Annotated in this window: 18 protein-coding genes and 2 pseudogenes; 15 read left to right on the top strand and 5 right to left on the bottom strand. The window is 34.8% G+C overall.

The features are described 5' to 3' along the window. Positions 1-33 precede the first annotated feature (33 nt). Positions 34-891, bottom strand: a complete 858-nt coding sequence (locus tag NSQ40_RS13745; protein ID WP_018766033.1) for a glycine betaine ABC transporter substrate-binding protein — start codon at positions 889-891, stop codon at positions 34-36. A gap of 190 nt (positions 892-1081) precedes the next feature. On the opposite strand from NSQ40_RS13745, the gene NSQ40_RS13740 reads away from it, so the two are divergent. Next, a complete protein-coding gene (locus NSQ40_RS13740) occupies positions 1082-2287 on the top strand; it encodes a quaternary amine ABC transporter ATP-binding protein (protein WP_003207288.1) in 1206 nt (401 codons plus the stop codon). Beyond that, positions 2280-3119, top strand: coding sequence for an ABC transporter permease (locus NSQ40_RS13735; protein ID WP_033796189.1), 840 nt, complete (start codon positions 2280-2282; stop codon positions 3117-3119). The genes NSQ40_RS13740 and NSQ40_RS13735 overlap by 8 nt, the downstream gene beginning before the upstream one ends. A gap of 72 nt (positions 3120-3191) precedes the next feature. Here the strand turns inward: NSQ40_RS13735 and NSQ40_RS13730 are convergent, their stop codons facing one another. Next, entirely contained in the window at positions 3192-3437 is a 246-nt protein-coding gene (locus tag NSQ40_RS13730) for a hypothetical protein (RefSeq protein ID WP_033796190.1), read from the bottom strand. A gap of 209 nt (positions 3438-3646) precedes the next feature. Between NSQ40_RS13730 and NSQ40_RS13725 the strand changes: the two genes are divergently transcribed. The 4 genes from NSQ40_RS13725 to NSQ40_RS13710 are packed head-to-tail and all read left to right on the top strand — an operon-like array spanning position 3647 to position 5830. After that, on the top strand, positions 3647-4126 hold the full coding sequence (locus NSQ40_RS13725) for an HIT family protein (RefSeq protein WP_018780599.1): 480 nt from the start codon (positions 3647-3649) through the stop codon (positions 4124-4126). Next, entirely contained in the window at positions 4104-4946 is an 843-nt protein-coding gene (locus NSQ40_RS13720; protein WP_033796191.1) for a PP2C family serine/threonine-protein phosphatase, read from the top strand. Before NSQ40_RS13725 ends, NSQ40_RS13720 begins: the two co-directional genes overlap by 23 nt. Before the next feature lie 18 nt (positions 4947-4964). Then, positions 4965-5411, top strand: a complete 447-nt coding sequence (locus NSQ40_RS13715; RefSeq protein WP_003207291.1) for an NUDIX domain-containing protein — start codon at positions 4965-4967, stop codon at positions 5409-5411. Positions 5412-5467: 56 nt separating this feature from the next. Further along, positions 5468-5830 (top strand): DUF4181 domain-containing protein, encoded by a 363-nt coding sequence (locus NSQ40_RS13710; RefSeq protein WP_003207292.1) that lies wholly within the window; start codon positions 5468-5470, stop codon positions 5828-5830. Positions 5831-5906: 76 nt separating this feature from the next. Here NSQ40_RS13710 and NSQ40_RS13705 read toward each other — a convergent pair whose 3' ends face one another. Then, positions 5907-6749: an oxidoreductase gene (locus tag NSQ40_RS13705; RefSeq protein ID WP_018780595.1), complete on the bottom strand. Its 843-nt coding sequence runs from the start codon at positions 6747-6749 to the stop codon at positions 5907-5909. A gap of 275 nt (positions 6750-7024) precedes the next feature. Between NSQ40_RS13705 and acoL the strand changes: the two are divergent. From acoL to NSQ40_RS13685, 4 genes and pseudogenes are all read left to right on the top strand, one after another. Then, a pseudogene (gene acoL / locus NSQ40_RS13700) lies at positions 7025-7303 on the top strand (dihydrolipoyl dehydrogenase); the annotation flags it as partial. 350 nt (positions 7304-7653) lie between these two features. Further along, complete coding sequence (locus tag NSQ40_RS13695) at positions 7654-8502, top strand: alpha/beta fold hydrolase (protein WP_033796192.1); 849 nt, start codon at positions 7654-7656, stop codon at positions 8500-8502. Between the two features lie 145 nt (positions 8503-8647). Further along, the gene (locus NSQ40_RS13690; protein WP_003207299.1) at positions 8648-9193 is read left to right on the top strand and encodes a GNAT family N-acetyltransferase; all 546 of its coding nucleotides are present in this window, start codon (positions 8648-8650) and stop codon (positions 9191-9193) included. 3 nt (positions 9194-9196) lie between these two features. Beyond that, positions 9197-9337, top strand: a pseudogene (locus tag NSQ40_RS13685) (helix-turn-helix domain-containing protein); the annotation flags it as partial. 155 nt (positions 9338-9492) lie between these two features. On the opposite strand, the gene NSQ40_RS13680 reads toward NSQ40_RS13685, so the two are convergent. Further along, positions 9493-10044: a hypothetical protein gene (locus NSQ40_RS13680; protein ID WP_097787209.1), complete on the bottom strand. Its 552-nt coding sequence runs from the start codon at positions 10042-10044 to the stop codon at positions 9493-9495. A 217-nt stretch (positions 10045-10261) separates the two neighbouring features. Here NSQ40_RS13680 and NSQ40_RS13675 point away from each other — a divergent pair, with 217 nt between their 5' ends. Together NSQ40_RS13675 and NSQ40_RS13670 are read left to right on the top strand one after the other, a co-directional pair. Then, a complete protein-coding gene (locus NSQ40_RS13675; protein WP_003207301.1) occupies positions 10262-10504 on the top strand; it encodes a DUF3977 family protein in 243 nt (80 codons plus the stop codon). Between the two features lie 36 nt (positions 10505-10540). Then, on the top strand, positions 10541-10978 hold the full coding sequence (locus NSQ40_RS13670; RefSeq protein ID WP_258248386.1) for an NUDIX domain-containing protein: 438 nt from the start codon (positions 10541-10543) through the stop codon (positions 10976-10978). Positions 10979-11019: 41 nt separating this feature from the next. Here the strand turns inward: NSQ40_RS13670 and NSQ40_RS13665 are convergent, their stop codons facing one another. Continuing rightward, positions 11020-11637 (bottom strand): TetR/AcrR family transcriptional regulator, encoded by a 618-nt coding sequence (locus NSQ40_RS13665; protein WP_003204576.1) that lies wholly within the window; start codon positions 11635-11637, stop codon positions 11020-11022. 160 nt (positions 11638-11797) lie between these two features. Between NSQ40_RS13665 and kynU the strand changes: the two genes are divergently transcribed. The 3 genes from kynU to kynA are packed head-to-tail and all read left to right on the top strand — an operon-like array spanning position 11798 to position 14595. Next, positions 11798-13084, top strand: coding sequence for a kynureninase (gene kynU / locus NSQ40_RS13660; RefSeq protein WP_003204572.1), 1287 nt, complete (start codon positions 11798-11800; stop codon positions 13082-13084). A gap of 3 nt (positions 13085-13087) precedes the next feature. After that, positions 13088-13717: an arylformamidase gene (gene kynB / locus NSQ40_RS13655; protein WP_003204571.1), complete on the top strand. Its 630-nt coding sequence runs from the start codon at positions 13088-13090 to the stop codon at positions 13715-13717. Between the two features lie 38 nt (positions 13718-13755). After that, the gene (gene kynA, locus NSQ40_RS13650; RefSeq protein WP_003204569.1) at positions 13756-14595 is read left to right on the top strand and encodes a tryptophan 2,3-dioxygenase; all 840 of its coding nucleotides are present in this window, start codon (positions 13756-13758) and stop codon (positions 14593-14595) included. Positions 14596-14741: the final 146 nt, after the last annotated feature.

Below are 14741 nucleotides of genomic sequence, written 5' to 3'. Positions count from 1 at the left end.
ATTGGGCTCCCTGGCCTATTTTTGCGTAATAAATTAATCTTTTATCCACTCATTTACTAACGCCTGATTCTTTTCAATCCATTTTCGAGCCGCCTCTTCGGGATCCTTTGTTTTATTTAACATAACCATCAATGTACCAAGTTGTTCATCACTCATTTTCCATCTGTCGAAATATTTCACAATCTCTGGATAATCTTTTTCAAAACCTTTTCGTACAGAGTAATAAATGTCGTCTTTTTCACCATATACTTTCTTAGGGTCTTTTAAATATTTTAAATCAAATTCTGAAAAGCTCCAGTGTGGATTCCAAAGCGTTACAGCGATGGGTTTCTTTTGTGTATATGCTTTTTTTAGCTCACTCATCATCGCTGCTTCTGAAGATTGGACAAGTTTTAGCTTTATATCATATTCTTTCATTGCTTTATCTGTTAAATTCATAAGGCTACTACCAGGCTCAATTCCGACAATCTTATTATCCAATTCATCCTTATGGGTATTTAAATCCTCGATACTGTTAATGTCTTTCATATAAGAAGGAACGACTAATCCAAGTCCAGTTCCCTCATACCATTTCGATTTTAAGACAATGTCATTTTTATATCGGTCATTTAAGGGCTTATCGGTTACGGGAAGCCATACTTCTAAGTTTGCATCAACATCGCCGCGAGCGACGCCAGTCCAAATGGCTGCTTTTTCTAAATACATGAGTTCAACTTTATATCCTTTTTCTTCCAATAAAACTTTCCACATATTTGCAGCCGCAATATTTTCCTTCCAACTTGTTACACCAAGTTTAATTTTTCCTTTTGTATTTGCATTTGTGGCATTACAAGAGGTAATAATCATACTGATAAATAACAAAATGCTTATAAGCCATATTTTCTGTTTCATCGAGTCCTCCCGTTTCGTAAATAGAAATTTTTGATTCCGTTTTGCATCACGTTGTTTGTAGGAATAAATCTATAAGTGAACCTTCTTATTATGAACGGAAACAAGAATTTTAAAAAAAGCCTCTTTATGTAATATTTCTGTTTAAAATCGTTACACTATGTGAATAGATAGGCAGAAAAGGAGTCGTTGTATGGAAAATACAAAAGTACGTGTTGAAAACGTAACAAAAGTATTTGGAAAAAACCCTCAAAGAGCAGTCGCCTTATTAAAGGAGGGAAAAAGTAAATCAGAAATATTAAAAGAAACGGGAATGAACGTTGGGGTGAAAAAAGCAACATTTGAAGTGTATACAGGAGAAATTTTTGTCATTATGGGGCTATCTGGGAGCGGGAAATCAACTCTTGTTCGAATGCTCAATCAGCTTATAAAGCCAACAGCAGGCCACATATACATAGATGGGGAAGATATCGCAACAATGGGGAAAGAGGCACTTAGGAAAGTACGAAGAACAAAGATGAGTATGGTCTTCCAAAAATTTGCGTTATTTCCTCATCGTACCGTGATACAAAATGTTGCCTATGGATTAGAAATACAAGGAGTACCAGTAGAAGAAAGAGAAGCGAAAGCTTTGGAGTCACTTAAATTAGTTGGATTGAATCATCATAAAGATAGCTTCCCAGGACAATTAAGCGGTGGTATGCAGCAGCGCGTTGGAATTGCAAGAGCTCTTACGAATGATCCAGATGTTTTACTTATGGATGAGTCATTTAGCGCATTAGACCCACTTATCCGTAAAGAAATGCAAGATGAACTGTTAGAGCTACAAGATAAGATGGAAAAAACGATTATTTTTATTACACATGATTTAGATGAAGCACTTCGAATTGGGGATCGTATCGCATTAATGAAAGACGGAGAAATTGTGCAAATTGGAACGCCAGAAGAAATTATGATAAGCCCAGCTAATGAATTCGTAGAGAAATTCGTTGCGGATGTGAATTTAGGAAAAGTGATTACGGCTGAATCTATTTTAAAAAGACCAGAAACATTATTGATTGACCGCGGCCCTCGAGTGGCCCTGCAAATTATGAGAAATGCAGGGGTATCTACCGTATATGTTGTAAATAAAAAACACGAGTTTTTAGGGATATTAACAGCGGATGATGCGAGTAAAGCTGTTCAAAAGCAGTGGCCAATTGCTGACTTGTTACTAAAAGATATTCCGCACGTATATTTAGATACATTACTAGAGGAAACGTATGCGAAAATGGCGGAAATGAAGCTTCCATTACCAGTCATTGATGAAAAGAAAAGGTTAAGAGGCATCATAAAACGAGAAAGTGTCATTCAAGCCCTTGCAGGAAATATTGAGGAAGAGGTGAATGACGATGAATAGTATTCCGCGTATTCCTTTAGGTGAATGGGTCGATGTATTTGTTACGAGTTTATATGCGCATTTTGAAGGATTGTTTAGAGGATTTTCATACATCATTGGTGGTTTCGTTGATTTACTTACAAATTTCTTAACATTAATTCCAGCATTTTTAATGATTATAATCGTATGTTTTCTCGTTTGGTATACAACAAGGAAAATATCTTTAGTGGTATTTGCGTTAATCGGCTTATTATTTATTCTAAACATTAACTACTGGGGACAAACGATGCAAACATTAGCGCTTGTTCTTACATCAGTCATTATTTCCATCATTGTTGGAATCCCAATCGGCATTTTAGCATCTCAAAATGAGCGATTTTCAAAAATATTGAGGCCAACATTAGATTTTATGCAAACAATGCCAGCATTTGTATACTTAATTCCAGCGATTACATTCTTTGGAGTAGGTGTTGTTCCTGGTATTATCGCATCTGTTATTTTTGCGATGCCACCAACGATTCGTTTTACTGATTTAGGGATTAGGCAAGTACCAGAAGATTTAATTGAAGCTGCAAATGCATTTGGTTCAACTACATCGCAAAAGTTATTTAAAGTTCAGTTACCTCTTGCAACGGGAACTATAATGGCTGGTGTAAACCAAAGTATCATGCTCTCTTTATCGATGGTTGTTACAGCTTCGCTTGTAGGTGCACCAGGACTTGGGGTAGATGTATATCGTTCTGTAACACAGGTTAACATTGGAATGGGGTTTGAGGCTGGACTAGCTATTGTAGTCATTGCGATTGTATTAGATCGGATTACGCAAGGATTTCATAAGAAAAGAAGAGTGTAAATAGAAATGAAACATGCATCGTAAGTGAGGCTACTTATTATGATGCGTGTTTTTTATTTGAATGAAATAAGGTTACATACGCACAATTACTGAACTTCCAGCTGGTGCACACACTTGATTTTGTTGTTGTTCCATCGCTTTTATTAATTGATTATTTTCTTCAATCAATGAGATCAATTTTGCTAATTGATGTTCCAGGTTCGCTATACGTTGCATCATGTAATGAAAATCATTAGGGATTGGTGGTGTAGTTCGTACGGCGTTGTTTGAATAAGAGGTTGGTGGGTAATTCATGTGAGAATTCCAATGTGGATGCATATGATTTGTTCCTCCTTCAAGAAAAGATTTCTTTTTCTATAATAAATGCCCATCTCTGTTTAAAGGTGACTCGATGAAAAAGAATTACAAAGGTTTATACTGTTAAATTGAAATAACAGGAATATATAATGAATTTATTTCTGAATAGTCTGAACGGAAGGGTGTTTTATGGTATTATAATGGTAAATCCAAGGGATAGAGGGATGCATATGTCGACACAAAGTCACTTTGAAGCACACTGTTTTATATGTCAGAAACATAAAGGGGAGATTAAGGTGCTAGGCGGGGCAATCTATGAAGATGAACTCGTATATGTGGGGCATGTTCATTGGGAAGAAGAGGAAACGTATCTCGGATATGTAATGATTGATATAAAAAGACATGCACCAGGATTAGCTGAATTAACAGAAGAAGAAGCGAAAGCTTTTGGTTTAATTACGAGTAGAGTAAGCCGTGCATTAAAAGAATGCGAGGGTGCAGAACATATTTATGCTTTCGTTTCCGGTAATGGAGTCAATCATATGCACATGCATATAATTCCTCGTTATCCAAATACACCGAAGGAATTTTGGTCACCAACTAAGATCGCCAATTGGAAAGGTGCACCTTATGGACAAGCAGAACAAATCCAAAAACTATGCGAAAGAATACGAACGTATATGGTGAATGAGTATGCATACAACAAATAATACACAATATTCATGGGTTGGTAGTGATGAAATGTGTTTAGGCGAAATTTCAGTTAAACAGTATGGTGATATAGTGCTTGGCAGATATGGTGGAAATACGAGTGCAGGCGCAAAGAAGAATGAAGATGGCGCTTTCGTTTGGTCAAATGGAGATTGGGAATTTGCGATGATATTAGATGGACACAATAGTGCAGAAAGTGTCGCCTTAGTAGTAAATACAATCCAAAATGACTATGAAAATATAAAAGTTTTATTAGAAGAACCAATTGAAATAGCATTCCGTTCTGTTGAAAAACATATCCTTACACTTTTTCAATCTAATTCGTTTCAACAGGCGTGTCAGCAAGTAAAGGGTGAAACAGCATGCTTAATTTGTGTGCGAAAAGAAAATTATATTTGGTGGTTTTCTATAGGAGATTGCCTCGTTTATGTATTTCATGAAGAGTTACATAAGCTAGGACAGTATATGCTGAACCAACGTCATTTTTATGAATGGATTGGGAATGTGAATACATTTTCTTTACCTGTTCCATGTTATTCTTCAGGTGCTCGAGAGCTACGTACAGGAAGAAATAGAATCGTAATGGTAACAGATGGCGTACTAGAATACGGAGAACGTCGTTATGAAAATCCAATTCATTTATATAAAGATATATATGAAAACAAAGTGAAACTAACAGAATGTATTCAAAATGTACTAGAGCATGTTCATCACCAACTTGGTCGAGATAGTGCAACGATAATTAGTTGGGATTATGATAATCGTGTATATGCTACTTATCCAAGCGATCAGCCGGAGAAAATACGATCTTCAAATTAGTAAAATAGGGGGTAGGAAATGAAAAGGCCCTTATTGCGCGCGGAAGCTATTATCATAGATGAGGAGCATTCTAAAATTCTTGTTCAATGTAATGAAGAAGAGACATTTTATCGTTTTCCAGGTGGATCGATTGAGTATGGAGAATCGGCATGTGAAGCGATTATACGGGAGTTACTTGAGGAATATGATTTACAAGTTCGAGTAGCAGAATTAGCGATTGTAAATGAACACATATTTGAAGTTGATGGAGAATCACACCATCAATGTACGTTGTTTCATTGGTGTAAACCTGTAAAGTCTATAAGTGAAGTGTTATTTCATAAAGAACATAAGAATATTATTCTTATATGGAAAAGTATACAGGAGTTAAAAGATAAACTGACTTATCCTGAGGGGATTGTTTCTTTGATAGAACAAAAGGGCAATAATATTGCGCATTTACTTACTCAAAAAGTATATTCCTAATTAATATGTGTAACATTGGATTTTTAAGGATGGGGGGATGAACAATTTTCACAATAGTGATTGTGTTGATTCTATGGATTTTCGTACTATATCTTTTAGAAAAGCTTGTGAGAAAGAAATTAAATATACCAAAACAAAGTGGCTGGATTTATGAGCCTGTAAATGAGCTTCATAAATGGGGAGAGCGGATTATAATCATAATCTATTTAGTGGCTGGCTTTGTTTGTATTTATACTTCAGAGTATATAAAGGGTGTATATATATTATTTGTATTTTTAGGTACGCAACAGCTTTTTCGGGCGTATATGGAATGGAAATATGATAAAAAATCAAAAAAATATGTAATTTCTCTATTGGGAGTATTTTGTTTAATGATTACATTTAATGTAATGATATATTTATTCCAACCTGTTGGTTAAAAGAGCTAGATAATAAGAGTCGTTATCCCAATTTCAATGTGTATAACGACTCTTATTTATCAGTAGTCTTTTTACATTACATCTTCTTAAAACTCCTCAAAACAAGAAACTCCCATACTCTCCACGGAAGAATTTTTTTAGCAACGATCATCAATTTTACACCTTTCCCAATTGGGTATCGTAATGTTGCGTTTTTTGCTTCAGCAATCGCTACAATCTTTCTTGCAACATCTACTGGATTGCCAAATGTATCACTGCCATTATTAATATGATTTTGTATTTTATCCATATACGCTTTATAAGGAGAGGTTGATTCTGAATAATTTTCGGCAAGTTCTTTCCCAACTTCCCATATGTTCGTGTTATAGGAACCGGGTTCGATTAATGAAACGTCTATTCCATATGGTTTTACCTCTAGGCGAAGGGATTCACTCCAACCTTCTAATGCGTATTTTGAAGAAACATAGGGGGATAAACCTGGGAATCCAACTTGGCCACTAATACTACTTACATTAATAATTTTCCCACTTTTTTGTTTTCGCATATAAGGTAATACAATTTGAGTTATGGATATTGCTCCAAATACATTCGTCTCAAATTGTCTACGATATTCTTCTACCGGAATTTCCTCTATAAATCCACCACTCGCATAGCCTGCGTTATTGACGAGAATGTCTACTTGGTTTAATTCTTTTAAAAACAATTGGAATGCATGTATAGATTTTTGATCTGTTACATCTAATTGATGAATTTTGATATTTTGTTGTAAGTGTAATGCAGCAGCTTGAGATAATAATTCCGTTTGTTTATTAAGATTACGCATTGTAGCGATGACGAAATAGTCCTTTTTCGCAAGCTCGAGGGCAGTTAAAAATCCAAATCCACTGGATGCACCTGTAATAATCACGATTTTACTCATTTTCCGCTCACTTTCTTTTTTCTTACATCATAACGATGTACATGTAGAAAATCTATTATTCTCGTAAATCAAATAGCATACTAACTAGCATTCTATATTAATGCAAATTATATCTTTTAAACAAGTATTTTTGAAAAAGAGAAAAAAACTATCATTTCAAGAGTTTTAAATTGGCGCGGTACTTGCGATATAAAAGGTGAACAAGAAAATAGGAGGGCTGGACATGTTAAAAACAACTGAAAGTAAAGGGAATGAAATGACAAAAGAACAAGCCTGTTGGGGAATTTCCATTTACCGAAAATGGAAAAGCACTTATTTTAGGAGAACAAATTGGGAAAGTGAAAGTAATAGTTGAGCCGAAGTATCAAGAAATCATTGGAATTTCGATTGTCGGGCCTCGTGCGACAGAACTCTGATTGGACAAGGAACTGTTATGCTTCATACAGAAGTAACAGCTGATATAATGCGAGATTTTATCGCAGCGTATCCGACATTATCGGAAGCGATTCATGAAGCAGTATTACAGGCCGATAGGGCATGCTGTGCATGTGTGAATAGTATGGTTGAAAAAGAACGAGTTTTATATAAAACTTGTTCTTTTTTATTGTACGACCGAATTCTAAAACAATTTGACATTGATATGTAAGGATCCTTTATTTGTAAGTAAAAAACGGGTTGGACTGAAAAATCAGAGTTGTCAGTCACTTGTTGAGTGTTATATAATAAGAACGTATATTCTGTCGGTTGGACGCAAAGCTCTCCTTTAAATATATTACCTCTATAAAAAGTTCTTAACTTATTATGTTAAAAACTTTAGTGGTTGTAAATCAGCCTTTAAAGCATATTTTAAGTTGAATGAAGAAATGAAATAGAAAACCTTTATTTAAAATAAGGAGGATTTCTTATGATATGCCACATTAAAGATACACAAATATATTATAAAATAATTGGCGAGGGAAAACCTGTAATTCTCTTACATGGATGTTCTGTCGATCATAGGCTCATGATGGGATGTATGGAGTCAGTGTTTCATAAACATGCAGGTTATAAGCGCATTTATATTGATTTACCAGGTATGGGAAAATCGACTGCCCCTAATTGGATAAATAGTTCTGATATTTTATTAGATCTCTTGACTTTATTTATCGAAAAAATTATTCCTGATGAAAATTTTCTACTTGTAGGAGAATCATATGGCGGATATTTGTCTAAAGCAATACTTTCAAAAATGCCTCAGCGAATTGATGGTTTATTGCTGATATGCCCTGTTATAATTGCGAATCATAAAGCAAGAACAGTCCCAAAATATAATAGGATTATAAGTGATGATGAATTTTTAAATAAACTTTCATCGGATGAAAGAAACGAGTTTTGTGAGTTAGCAGTGATAGCAAATGAATATACTTACAATCGATATAAAAAAGAAATCAAATCAGGTCTTACAGTAGCCAATACAGAGTTTGTGGAAACGCTTCAAAGAAATTATACGTTATCATTCAATACAAATGGACAAAAATACGAAAAACCAGTTCTTTTACTCGCTGGCAGGCAAGATATAGTTGTAGGATATCAAGATTTATTGGAGACTATTGAAGAGTATCCACGAGCAACATTTGCTGTTTTAGATATGGCCGGTCACAACTTACAAATTGAACAACCTGAGTTATTCCAGAGTCTAGTAGAAGAATGGATGATACGAACAGAGAATATCAGTTTTAATGATTCATATGAAAAGCAACAGAAGATTCGTTAAATCAAAAGGGGCATCTTTATAATGATGTTTTGAAACGATTTAATTGAAACGAATGTGGAGGTTATTTGGTTAAAATTGCAGTAAATTACTAAGATCTTTACCTGTCTTATTCTTCTAAATCAACTTAATATCAAAGGAGTATATTATGATTATTAACAAACAAGAATTTTATGTAAATGGGATTAATTATACTGTTAGATCTGCAATGGATAAAGATGCAAATGATTTGTCTAAATTAAGATTACAAATTGATGGAGAAACTGAAAATCTGGACAGAGAAAAAGGGGAGGGATTCATAGATACAACGGGATTTGAAGAAATCATTAAAACGGACACTGGAAGTCCAAGAAACTTATTTTTAGTCGCGGTAGTGAACGATCGAATTGTTGGGTTTTCAAGATGTGAGGGAGTGTATTTAAAGAGATTCTCTCATAAAGTAGAATTTGGAGTATGCGTATTAAAAGAGTTTTGGGGATATGGGATTGGGAAAAATCTTTTAAAAGAGTCCATATCTTGGGCTAATGCCAATGATATAAAAAAAATGACGTTAAATGTTTTAGAAACAAACGATAAAGCAATTAAATTGTATGAAAAACTTGGTTTTGAAATTGAAGGTATATTAAAAAATGACAAAAGACTTGCGGATGATAAATATTATAACACTATTATTATGGGGAGATTTAATGGATAATAATTAACCTTTCGTGAAAAAATACAGCGGAATGGGATGATTGAGGCACTTCAAAAAACAAAGGGAAATGTATCACTTGCGGCAAAACTGTTAGATGTCCCGCGTAGTACTTTTTATAAACGGATGCAGCGATTTCAGATATAAAAGAAGCAGGCTTCTATCAATCTGCTTCTTTTATATGTAAGTGCACGTTCTGTCGGAATATGCGCTTACCGGGGAAATAGTAGATCAAAAAAATTTCTATAAAGAAGGGAAATCTTTTAAACTGGTCAACGCGATAAAGTCTACTACTTTACGATTTAAGGGCAGTTTTCTTTAAGAAATTTGGAAATCATATGGTATTCATTCCATACCCTCCTTCTACCGATGTCGGTTAAGTGCCATGTATCTTTCGTAAGATTTCTATTATCTTGTAATGGAAGAATATCAATAGTCATGTTGTTAGTAGCAAACGCAGTTGCTATAAGCAAGAATCTTTTCATAAAAAAAGTTTTTCCCGCTAATAAAATATTTTTGTTTTCTGTTGTTTTTGATAGAAGAAGCATTGCGTTTTTTATAACATCGTTAGCTGTATTCGCTTCTCCTGTTATTGGAATAACTAGTTCTTGAGGAATTCCTGATTTAACTAGGATTTCTTTATGAAAGATAAACTCATTAGCATTTAAAAATGCATTAGGTACACTGGGAATCATAATTGTTTTAAAGCCTTCCTCATGAAATAATGTGATGATTTGTTCATTTAATTCTGTGTAATGACCGGGATGATAGAGAACAACATCTGGATTTCGAAATTCATATTGTCTTTCTATAAAGGTCATTTCACTTAGGAGAGTAGTAAATTGATCGTTCATAACATATATACCTCTTTCAAAAGAATGGATTATTTTTGTGTTATTCGGTATATATGAAGCTTTTTCCTTTTTCTTTATAACAGGAATGTTTCTAGTTTCAATTAAGTAGAAATAATAGAGAATCTGTCAAAATCTGCGCTTACCAGGGAAATAGTAGAATGCTTAGAACAACATTTCCTAAGGAAGATGTAAGTATTTCATATAAGGGGAGTTGTAAGTGAAGTACATAGAAGCCGGAATCGGAAATAAATGGTTGGTTCGAACAGAAATAGAACGAGAAGATGGAACAGAGTTTGAGCAAAAAGGAGTTGTGAAACCTATTTATTTTGAATCATGCTATTTACGAGTTTGGTTTAGAAAAACTTGTTTGATTTTTGATTCAAAAGAAGGGTTTAAAAAGATGAGAAAAAATCGAAATGAGTATAAGTTTATTTTGGGGATTGTGAGTAAAGTACAATAATATAAGCATACAGAAAATCTGTAAGGAGAATGGCATATGGCGATTTCTACATACTACAAACAAATCCGTGAAAAAGTAGGGTCTGATCTTATTTTCATGCCGAGCGTAGCGGCAATTATTAAAAATGAGCAAGGGGAAATCTTATTTCAATATCCCGGTGGGGAATTTTGGAGTTTACCTGCAGGAGCAATTGAACCAGGTGAAACTCCAGAAGAAGCAGTTGTTCGTGAGGTGTGGGAAGAAACCGGTTCACGAGTACAAGTGAAAGAAATAAAAGGGATTTTTGGAGGGAAAGACTTCCGTCATACATATTCAAATGGAGATCAAGTGGAATATATCGTTGCTGTGTTTGAATGTGAGGGAGTTGGAGGAGAGTTGAGAGCGATAGATGAGGAATCGTTAAAACTTCAATACTTTTCATCACAGGAAAGACCAAAGCTAGCATTGCCATATCCAGAAGAAATATTCCTATAAACGATTAAATAGCACACTTTCTTCATAGAGACGAGAGTGTGCTATTCATTTTTATATAAGCCTGCCGTATACAGCTCTGTTAATGTACAAACAACCTCCTCTAGATTTACATCGATCTCATTTCGGACAATCTCCCACTGAAACGCTTCATTCATATAAAACCAACTGCGTGCCACAATTGCTTTATTTAATTCTTTTCTAGCTAATCCATTATTTTGAGAATAGGTAATATCTTGTATAATTCGGCTAATAAAACGTTCTCGAATGTCATTCCACTTTTGTCGAACTTCTTTTGACACACCGATAGCCTCTTCAACGACTTGTAATATATTTCTTTCTTCTTCAGTTAGTTGTAAAAAAGCTCGCACTTGATTTTCAATCATACTGTGAGCTTCTTTTTTTGTTTTAGGAAAAAAGGAACGTTCAGCGATTTTGTAAAAACGATTCATAACATCTTCCATAAGGACTATGAGGAGCTCGTCTTTATTTTTAAAATAAACATATGCTGTACCATAACCAGTTTCAGCATGTTTAATAATTTGAGAGATTGTTGTTTTGTGAAATCCGTTTTCTAAAAAAACATTGCGGGCAGATTTTAATAATTTATTTCTCGTTTCTATAGATCGCTGTTGTCTTGTTGAAAGAAGATCTTTTCCCAAACTGGACACTCCTTTACACTGAAATATCTGAAAATATAATTTTATTCTAGTTGAATCGAATACAAAAAGTCAACTGACATAATATCATTGACGTTATGTCAGTTTTGATGTTATATTTCAATTAGTTAGAATAAAAAGAAAATTAAGAGAAGGTGAAAGAATGTATCGAGAGCCATTTGAACCATCTTACGACTATGCAATGGAATGTGATAAATACGATGAACTTGCTGATTTTCAAAAAGAATTTTATAAGAAAGCAGATACAATATATTTAGATGGTAATTCATTAGGATTACTTTCAAAAAGAGCAGAAAAATCTTTACTTACTATGCTAGATTCATGGAAAGAGTATGGTATTGACGGGTGGACAGAAGGAGAATATCCTTGGTTTTTTCTCTCTGAACAATTAGGTGAATTAACTGCTCCTCTTGTTGGTGCTTTACCTGAAGAGGTAATTGTAACCGGTTCCACGACGACGAATATTCATCAAGTGATTGCGACATTTTATGAACCGAAAGGAATTCGTACAAAGATTCTTGCGGATGAATTAACGTTCCCATCAGATATTTATGCTTTGCAAAGTCAAATCCGTTTAAAAGGACTAGATCCAGATGAACATCTTGTACGAGTGAAGAGCAGGGATGGTAGAACGCTGCAAGAGGAAGATATTATTGATGCGATGACTGATGATATTGCGTTAATTTTATTGCCTGCAGTGCTATATCGAAGTGGACAAATTCTTGATATGAAGCGATTAACAGCTGAAGCGCACAAGCGTGGTATTTATATTGGTTTTGATTTATGCCATTCCATCGGTTCAATTCCGCATGACTTTAAAGGGTGGGGTGTTGATTTCGCAGTATGGTGTAATTATAAATATTTAAATGCAGGACCTGGTGGGGTTGCTGGATTATATGTAAACAAAAAACATTTCAATCGTCTTCCAGGGCTTTCTGGTTGGTTTAGTTCAAGAAAAGATAAGCAATTTGATATGGAACATACATTAACAGCAGCTGAGCATGCCGGGGCATATCAAATTGGCACACCTCATGTGTTAAGTACAGCGCCACTTATTGGTTCACTTGAGATTTTCAAAGAAGCTGGCATTGAAAGATTGCGAGGAAAATCATTACACATTACTCGTTATATGCTAAATTTAATCAACCATGAACTGAAGGGGATGGGATTTACAATTGGAAATCCATTAGAGGATGATAAACGCGGAGGGCATATATATTTAGAGCATCCAGAAGCTGCACGTATATGTAAAGCTTTAAAAGCAAATGGAGTTATTCCTGATTTTCGTGCACCAAATGGGGTTCGCCTTGCGCCAGTTGCTTTATATAACACGTACGCAGAAGTGTGGAAATCTGTGCAAATCTTGAAGAAAATCATGAAAGATGAAGAATATAAAAAGTTTGAAAATAAGCGAGAGGTTGTGGCATAAGCGATGAAGGAATCTGATTGGATTGATATTTCACAACCATTAAATAATGATATTGCGACATGGCCAGGAGATACGCCATTTTCATACGAAGTATCATGGGCAAAAGAACAAAGTGGATCTGTTAATGTTGGAAAATTAACGATGAGTATTCATACGGGTACGCATATTGATGCGCCATTTCATTTTGATAATAACGGAAAAAGGGTACTAGATTTAGATGTTAATGTCTATGTTGGTAAAGCTCGAATTATAGATGTATCAGGTATCGAAAGTATTGGCGCAAAAGAATTAGAAAAATTCCCTTTAGATGGGGTAGAGAGGTTATTACTTCGGACTTCTTCGCATGGGAATGCACAGGAATTCCCGCAAGTAATTCCGTATTTACGTGCTGATATTGCACCATTTCTTTCGGAAAAAGGCATTCGATTAATTGGAGTGGATATACCTTCTGTAGATCCGCTAGATGATAAAGAATTAGCGGCGCATCACCAATTATTTAAATATGGTATTCATATTTTAGAAAATGTTGTATTAGACCATGTACAAGACGGAGATTATGAACTGATTGCCCTGCCACTTGCATTGACAGATGCGGATGGGAGTCCAGTTCGAGCTGTAATAAGACCACTATAAGAGCAAGCAGATGATGCATAGAAGGGGTGTTCATTTTTATGAAAGAAAATGAAAAAGTAATTATGGAAAAGGGAATTCATACGGATTTTAAAGAAAATATGACATACGGAGAGTACTTACAATTAGATAGTTTGCTAGGAAGTCAAAAAAGGTTATCTGATCATCATGATGAAATGTTGTTTATTGTCATTCATCAAGCGAGTGAACTTTGGATGAAGTTGATTTTACATGAGCTTAGTGCAGCGATTGAATCTATTCAAAATGATAGGCTGGCTCCAGCTTTTAAAATGCTTGCGCGCGTTTCAAAAATTCAATCGCAAATTATTCAATCTTGGGATATTCTTGCAACGCTCACACCATCTGAATATATTGAATTTCGTGATTCACTCGGCCAAGCATCAGGATTCCAGTCTTATCAATACCGTATGATTGAGTATGCGCTTGGTTATAAAACACCTCATGCATTAAAAATTTATGAAAAAGATCCAGAGTTACATGCTCGTTTGCATAAAGCGCTTCATTCACCAAGTCTTTACGATGTTGCAATTCAGGCACTTGTAAAAGAAGGGTTCCCAATCAATCCAAATGTTTTAAATCGTGATATTACACAGCCTTATGAAGAAGATGCGACAGTTGAAGCTGCATGGTTAGAGGTGTATGCTGATGTGAAGAAATATTGGGATTTATATCAACTGGCAGAAAAGTTAATCGATATTGAAGATTGGCTCCAGCAGTGGCGCTTCCGTCATATGAAAACAGTAGAGCGAATTATTGGAAATAAAATGGGAACAGGTGGATCATCTGGTGTTTCTTATTTAAAACGTGTTCTTGATCAACGCTTTTTCCCAGAACTTTGGAATGTGCGGACGAAGTTATAAAGTTAAAGATTATATAATTGTTAGTACATCACTTATTGAAGCGTGGTGTACTTTTTTCTTTGTAATTATGTGTAAAAAAGATATCTAATAACACGGTAATTCACATTATAAATCGCATACCTAATAACAAACAAAAACGCCCAGAC

The organism is Bacillus sp. FSL K6-6038 (assembly GCF_038050455.1).
Lineage (GTDB): Bacteria > Bacillota > Bacilli > Bacillales > Bacillaceae_G > Bacillus_A > Bacillus_A pseudomycoides.
The sequence above is the reverse complement of the archived record's forward strand: the minus strand, read 5'-3'. Positions and strand labels throughout refer to the sequence as shown.